Origin of the sequence: Micromonospora globispora (genome assembly GCF_003857015.1) — a bacterium.
Classification (GTDB): Bacteria; Actinomycetota; Actinomycetes; order Mycobacteriales; family Micromonosporaceae; genus Micromonospora; species Micromonospora globispora.
This window is the reverse complement of the sequence record NZ_QGGF01000502.1, coordinates 1-7097: the sequence shown is the minus strand read 5'-3', so window position 1 is coordinate 7097 and position 7097 is coordinate 1. Positions and strand designations below refer to the sequence as shown.

Genomic DNA, 7097 nt, shown 5'->3' with positions numbered 1-7097 from the left:
GGCGACCACCGGATCGGCCAGCCAGTCGGGCATCGGGGCCTGGCGGACGTTGACCGCGAGGTCAACCAGGCCGGGGGTCGCGGCGGGCCGCGAGGTCCGGCTCGCGCGTCCACGCCGGGGGCGAGGGTGGTGTCGGCGAACGCCTCGTCGACCACCAGGACCCGGCCGGGGCGGGCCAGCTCGGCCAGCGCGGCGGCCGGGTGCAGCACCGAGGTGGGATTGGTGGGGTTCCCGATCATGACCAGGTCGGCGTCGGCGGGCACCCGGGCCGGGTCGAGCCGGAAGTCCTCGGCCGGGTCGAGCAGCACCCGCTCGACCGGGTGCCCGGCGGCCCGCAGCGCCGCCTCCGGCTCGGTGAACTGCGGGTGCACCACCACCGGCCGGCGGGCCTCGCGCAGGGCCCGGGCGATCAGCACGAACCCCTCGGCCGCACCGGCGGTGAGCAGCGCCTCCTCCGGGGGACGCCGGTGTCGGGCGGCGACGGCGGCGCGTGCCGGGCCCGGGTCGGGGTACGCGGCGAGGTCGGCCAGGGCGGCGACCACCGGATCGGCCAGCCAGTCGGGCATCGGGGCCTGGCGGACGTTGACCGCGAGGTCAACCAGGCCGGGGGTCGCCTCGGCGTCGCCGTGGTGCCCGAGGTCCGGTTCGGCCCCGGCGTCCGGCGGCGTCCCGATCAACTGACCACGCATGTCCGCGATCCTGCCGGGAACCCGCCGCAGAGGACAGCGGATCCCGGCGTGGGCCGCGTCACCACCGGTGGTCACACTCGCCCGTTTATGAATTCTTCTCATTTCCGAATCGGAAATGTCATAGCTTGACCCCGTGAGCAACCGACCCCTTGCCTCCGCTGGTCGTGCTATTCCCCTCCTGCGCGCCGGGCTCATCGCCGGCATCGTGGTCGCCGCGGCGGCGTACCCGTTGGCCGCCGTCACCGGCGTCGGCGCCAAGGCCACCGCGCACGCCGTGGAGCAGAAGACGAGCATCCTGAGGACCGCGCTGCCCGCGGAGACCTCGTACCTGTACGCGCCGGACGGCACGACCGTGCTGACCATGTTCTACGAGGAGTACCGGCAGTACACGAAGCTCTCCGACATGTCGCCGAACATCCAGCAGGCGATCGTGGCCGCCGAGGACAACCGCTTCTACCAGCACCGCGGCGTCGACCCGAAGGGCGTGGCCCGCGCCTTCGTGGCGAACGCCCGCTCCAACGGCGTCTCCCAGGGCGCGTCGACGCTCACCATGCAGTACGTCCGGATGGCCCTGCGAGACAGCGCCAAGACGCCCAAGGAGGTCCAGGAGGCCACCCAGCAGACCAGCCTGCGCAAGGTCAAGGAGATGCGGATGGCGCTGGACGTGGAGAAGGAGCTGACCAAGGACCAGATCATGGAGCGCTACCTCAACTCGGCGTACTTCGGCCACCGGGCGTACGGCATCTACGCGGCCTCGCAGATCTTCTTCTCCAAGACCCCGGCCACCCTGACGCCGGACGAGGCGGCCACCCTCGCCGGGCTGGTCAAGTCCCCCTCCGAGTACGACCCGATCACCTCGGACCAGAAGGACGCCACCGGCCGGCGCAACTACGTGCTGGACAACATGGCGCGCCTCGGCTACATGTCGCCCGACGCCGCCGCCGCGGCGAAGGCCGAGCCCATCCAGCTCCGGCTGACCAACCCGCCCAACGACTGCGCCTCGATCGACAAGAAGTACACCAGCTGGGGCTTCTACTGCGACTACCTGAAGAACTGGTGGAGCTCGCAGCCGGCGTTCGGGGAGAACCGGCTGGAACGGATGGACAAGCTGCGCCGCGGCGGCTACCGGATCGTGCTGGCCATCGACCCCAAGATTCAGGAATCGGCCGAGAAGAACGTCGGAGCCAAGGAGAACACGGGCAGCCCGTTCGCCAACGGGATCGTGGTCGCCGAGCCGGGTACCGGCCGGATCAAGGCGATGGCGGTGAACCGCAACTACTCGCTGGACCTGAGCGAGAACGGACCCAGCTCCAACCCGGAGGCCGACCCCAAGACCAAGGCGAACTACCCGAACACCGTCGCACCGCTGCTCGGCGGCGGAACGCTACCGGGCTACCAGGCCGGGTCGACGTTCAAGATATTCCCGATGCTCGCCGCGCTCAACTCCGGGATGACCCTCTCCACCGCGTACAACTCGCCGTACAAGTACAAGTCGGCCGTCTACGACGGGTGGGCACCGTCGAACGCCAGCGCTGCGATGACCGGCCGGCAGACCATGTGGTCCGGCTTCGGCAAGTCCGTCAACACGTACTTCGTGCAGTTGGAGGAGCAGGTCGGCGCGGACAAGGCGGTCCGCCTGGCCGAGCAGCTCGGGCTGCGCTGGCGGACCGACGTGGACCGGGACCAGGCGTCCCCGACAAAGGCGAAGAAGTGGGGCGCGTTCACCCTGGGCGTCTCCGACGCCACCCCGCTGGAGATGGCGAACGCGTACGCGGCGGTGGCCGCCGACGGGCGGTACTGCGAGGCGATCCCGGTGAACGCCATCTTCAACCGGGACGGCACGCCGGCCACGTACACCACGCCGGGCGGGGTCACCCGGGAGGTCGCCAAGCCGCGCTGCCGCCAGGTGGTCAGCGCGGACGCGGCCCGGGCCGCCACCGACGCGGCCCGCTGCCCGACCGGCGACACCCCGGCGAAGGGGGGCTGCGGCGGCTGGTCGACCGCCGACAGCGTGCGGGGTACGGTCGGCCGCCCGGTGGCCGGCAAGACGGGTACCACGGACAGCACCCGGTCCGCCTGGTTCGTCGGCTACACGCCGGAACTGGCCGCGGCGAGCTTCATCGCCGACCCGGACAACCCGTTCAACGCCGTCGGCGACGGCCAGTCCGAGGTACCGGTGGCCGCGGTCGCCGACACCCTGCGGGACGCCCTCAAGGGCCAGCCGGTCCGCCAGTTCACCCCACCATCGGACCGCATAGTCGGCTGACCACCCACCACCCACCACCACCCCACCACCGGACCGCCCGGGGGTGCGCCCGGGCTAGTTGATCAAGAGGTTTGCGTCAGGGAATCGCCCCGATTCCGGGCGCGAACCTCTTGATCGACTTCCGCCGCGGGTCAGCGGAGGTCGGCGGCGACGAAGGACCAGAGTTCCAGGTCGACCCGGGCGCCGCGGACGAAGCCCGCGTTGCGCAGCAGGCCCTCATAGCTGAAGCCGGCCTTCTCGGCCACCCGCTTGGAGGCCACGTTCCCCGGTGCGACCCGCAGCTCCACCCGCTGGAAACCGTGCTCCAGGATCAACGCGATGGCCACCGCGTCCACCGCCTCGGCGGCCAGCCCGTAGCCCCGAGCGTGCGGGGCGATCGCGTAGGAGACCTCGGTCAGCCGGGCACCCCAGTCGGTGCGCCGGGTCCAGAGGCAGCCGACCACCCGCCGGTCCTCCCGGCGGACCACCCCGTAGTGGTCCCCGTCGCCGCTGTCCCGGCGCTGCCGGGCCAGCTCGGTGCACCAGGCGCGCCCGTCGATCTGACCCGACGACTCCGCCAGCGGCAGCCAGCGCTGCGTCTGCCGGTCGGCGAAGACCTCGTCGACCGCGGCGGCGTCGGCCGCGGTGAGCTGCCGTACCTCGGTGCGCGGGGTGGAGACGGTCAGCACCGGGAAGCGACGCACCGCCACCTGCCCGATCACGCCGAAGCCTCCGCGGTCGCCGGCTCCACCGCCGCCGCCGCGACCAGCCGCGCGGCGATCTCCGGGTACGCGGCCCAGTGCGGCACGAGCTGCGAGGCGTGCACGCCCCGCCAGACGAAGCCCTCCGGCGCCCCGCCGTCCCAGCTCCACGCCGGCCGCTCCCCCGCCCGCGGGGTCAGCACCGTACCGTGCTGCTTGTGCCCGACCACCACCGCACCGGCCGGGGCGACCACGCTCTCGGTGCGGGCGGTCGCCGTCCGGTAGCCGATCACCAGGCCGTCCCGGCTCTCGCCGATCGCGTCCAGCACCCCGCACATCGGCAGCCCGTCCAGCTCCCGGGCCAGCCAGATCAGCCCGGCCCCCTCGGCGATCACCGGACGACCGGTGCGGGCCAGCTCGGCGACCGCGATGCAGAGCCGCCGGTTGGCGGAGAGCTGCTCCGCGTACGACTCGGGAAGCCCACCGCCGACGACCAGCGCGCGGGTGCCCGCAGGCAGCGTCTCGTCCCGCAGCGGGTCGACGGTGACCACCTCGGCGCCGGCCGCGCGGAGCAGCTCGGCCGTCTCAGGGTGGCTGTAGCTGCCGCCCGGACCACCGGCCAGCGCGACCACCGGACGCTCCCCACTCTGCGCCGCGCCCTGCGGCTCGGGTGACCACGGGTCGACCGTCAGCTCCGGCGCCGACCGGGCCAGCGCCAGCAGCCGGTCCAGGTCGACGGTGGCGGCCACCGCCTCGCCCAGCCGCCGCACCGCACGCGCCGCCTCGGCGTGACCCCCGACCACCGGAACCATGCCGTGCCGCCGGGCGGGCAGGACCGGGGGCAGCTCGTGCCGGCGTAGCGCGCCGTAGACCGGCACGCCGATGTCGTCCAGGGCCTCCCGCAGCATCGCCTCGTGCCGGGGCGACGCCACCCGGTTGAGGATCACGCCGCCGAGCCACAACTGCTCGTCGTACGCCCGGAAGCCGTGCACCAGCGCGGCCACCGACTGCCCCATCGCGGCCACGTCCACCATCAGCACCACCGGGCTGCGCAGCGCGGTGGCGACGGCGGCCGTCGAATCGGTCTCCGGCCGACCGGAGACGGAGTCGTAGAGCCCCATGGTGCCCTGTACTACGGCGAGCCCCGCCCCGGCCGATCCGTGCGCGAAGAGCGGGGCGATCCGCTCCGGGCCGACCAGCCGCGGGTCCAGGTTGCGCCCCGGTCGCCCGGCGGCCAGCCCGAGGTACGCCGCATCGACCTGATCCGGCCCGATCTTGAACCCGGCGACGTCGAGCCCACGGTCGGCGAAGGCGGCGAGCAGGCCGAGGGAGAGGGCGCTGGTGCCGTGCCCCGAGGACGGCGCGCTCAACACGACGCGCGGCACGACGGTCATCATCGACTCCTCGCAGGCGACGGCGGGACGCGGTGGCGTGGTGTGGTGGGACCGATCGAGCGGTCCGCCCGCGTGACCATACCCGGCGCGGCCGACGGACGGCGGCCGGCGACCGGCCCGCATCGGACCTGCGCAGCTCAGTGGCCCCGCTCATACGGGTAGCCTCAAGGCGTGTACCGGTTCCTGCTGACCCCGCGCTGGCTGGGCTACCTCGCGCTGACCCTGGTCGCCGCCGCGCTGATGGTGTTCCTCGGCAACTGGCAGCTGGACCGCTACCGGGGCCGTACGGCGGTCAACGAGCGGATCGACGCCGGTGCGAAGATGGCCCCCGCGCCGCTGCGCGACGCGATGCCGGCCCCGACCGGCGGCCCCGGCACGACCGGTCCGGCCCCCGCCGAGCGGGTCACCTGGACCCGGGCCACCGCCACCGGCCGGTACGACACGTCGAACGTGATCCTGGTCCGCGGCCGCACGGTGGACAGCACCGTCGGCTTCGAGGTGCTGACCCCGCTGGTCCTCGCCGACGGCACGGCCGTGCTGGTGGACCGGGGCTGGATCCCGCCCGCGCCCGGCGGCAGCGCCACCGCCCAGCCGCAGGTGCCGGCCGCGCCCACCGGCGAGGTGACCGTCGCCGGCCGGGTGGTGGCCAGCGAGAGCGGCGCCGGCGCGGTGGACCGGCGCGACGGCAAGCTGGAGATCCGCCGGATCGGCGTGAGCCGGATCGCCCGGGAGCTGCCGTACCCGGTCGCCGGCGGCTACGTGCTCCTGGACCAGCAGACCCCGGCCGCCGACCCGGCCTTCGAGGCGGTGCCGATCGGGCACACCAACAACTGGCAGAACTTCGGCTACGTGGTCCAGTGGTGGCTCTTCGCCGGCATGAGCCTCGTCGGGTACGCCTGGGTGGCCCGGCGGGAGGCGCGCCGGGCGGCCGGCCTGGACAAGCCCCGCCCCCCGGTCGACCGGGCGGACGAGCCGGCGTCCAGCGCCTCGGCCTGACCGGCCGATCGGGTTTAGCCGGTGGGCCGCCCGGCGTGGATGGCGCGGACCGCGTCGATCGTGTCGGCCTCGGCGGCGGACTTGTCGTCCCGGTAGCGCACCACCCGGGCGAACCGCAGTGCCATCCCGCCCGGATAGCGGGTGCTGGTTTGCACGCCGTCGAACGCGATCTCGACGACCTGTTCGGGGCGGACCCGGACCACCCAGTCGCCCTTCTCCACCGCCAGGCTGAGGAACCGCTCGGTCTGCCAGCGCAGCAGCTCGTCGGTGAGCCCTTTGAACGTCTTGCCCAGCATGACGAACTCACCGGTACGCGGGTCCCGGGCGCCGAGGTGCAGGTTGGAGAGCCAGCCCTGCCGCCGCCCGCTGCCCCACTCGACCGCCAGCACCACCAGGTCGAGGGTGTGCCGGGGCTTGACCTTGACCCAGGCCGATCCGCGGCGGCCGGCGTCGTAGGGGGCGGCCGGGTCCTTGACCACGACGCCCTCCTGGCCGGCGTCGATCGCGGCCGCGAACGCCGCCCCGGCCTGCTCCGGGCCGTCCACCTCCAACCGGCCCACCAGCAGGGTGGGGTCGACCGCACCGGCCAGCGCGGCCCAGCGTTCCCGGCCGGGCAGGTCGATCAGATCCTGCCCGTCGAGGTGCAGCAGGTCGAAGAAGTACGGCGTCAGCACCGCGTCGCCGGTGGTCTCGGCGGCGGCCAGCACCGCCGGGGCGACGGGCGTGCCGCCGGTGGTGCTCGGTGTGGTGCGACGGGCGGCCCGGCTGGAGGTCTGCTGGAAGGGCAGCGGGCGGCCGGTGGCGTCCAGCCCGATCGCCTCACCGTCGAGGACCAGCTCCCGGGCGGGCAGCGCGCGTACGGCGGCGACCACCTCGGGCAGCCGGGCGGTGATGTCGTCCAGACTGCGGGTGAAGACCGCGATGTCCTCGCCGGAGCGGTGCACCTGGATGCGGATCCCGTCGAGCTTGACGTCGACCACGGCCGGGGTGCCGGTCGCGGCGAGCGCCTCGTCGACCGACGGGGCGCTCTGGGCCAGCATCGGCGCGAGCGGGCTGTCTCTTATACCCATCT

At 73.7% G+C, this 7097-nt stretch carries 5 protein-coding genes and 1 pseudogene; 2 read left to right on the top strand and 4 right to left on the bottom strand.

What is annotated here, in order from left to right; genetic code table 11:
- Window positions 1-113: 113 nt before the first annotated feature.
- A pseudogene (locus tag DKL51_RS27070) lies at window positions 114-689 on the bottom strand (aminotransferase class I/II-fold pyridoxal phosphate-dependent enzyme); the annotation flags it as partial.
- Between the two features lie 133 nt (window positions 690-822).
- Here DKL51_RS27070 and DKL51_RS27065 point away from each other — a divergent pair.
- Window positions 823-2955, top strand: coding sequence for a transglycosylase domain-containing protein (locus tag DKL51_RS27065; RefSeq protein WP_109947130.1), 2133 nt, complete (start codon window positions 823-825; stop codon window positions 2953-2955).
- 131 nt (window positions 2956-3086) lie between these two features.
- Here the strand turns inward: DKL51_RS27065 and DKL51_RS27060 are convergent, their stop codons facing one another.
- On the bottom strand, window positions 3087-3656 hold the full coding sequence (locus DKL51_RS27060) for a GNAT family N-acetyltransferase (protein WP_109947131.1): 570 nt from the start codon (window positions 3654-3656) through the stop codon (window positions 3087-3089).
- Window positions 3653-5029: a cobyrinic acid a,c-diamide synthase CobB gene (locus tag DKL51_RS27055; RefSeq protein ID WP_109947132.1), complete on the bottom strand. Its 1377-nt coding sequence runs from the start codon at window positions 5027-5029 to the stop codon at window positions 3653-3655. Before DKL51_RS27055 ends, DKL51_RS27060 begins: the two co-directional genes overlap by 4 nt.
- Window positions 5030-5200: 171 nt before the next feature.
- On the opposite strand from DKL51_RS27055, the gene DKL51_RS27050 reads away from it, so the two are divergent.
- Complete coding sequence (locus DKL51_RS27050) at window positions 5201-6025, top strand: SURF1 family cytochrome oxidase biogenesis protein (RefSeq protein ID WP_109947133.1); 825 nt, start codon at window positions 5201-5203, stop codon at window positions 6023-6025.
- Between the two features lie 14 nt (window positions 6026-6039).
- On the opposite strand, the gene DKL51_RS27045 is transcribed toward DKL51_RS27050, so the two are convergent.
- A partial coding sequence (locus DKL51_RS27045; protein WP_124812633.1) for an ATP-dependent DNA ligase occupies window positions 6040-7097 on the bottom strand: 1058 nt, incomplete at its 5' end.

Bases quoted from the DNA above. Each gene is read 5' to 3' on its own strand.
- DKL51_RS27055 (WP_109947132.1), bottom strand. From the start codon at position 5,029: ATGACCGTCGTGCCGCGCGTCGTGTTGAGCGCGCCGTCCTCGGGGCAC.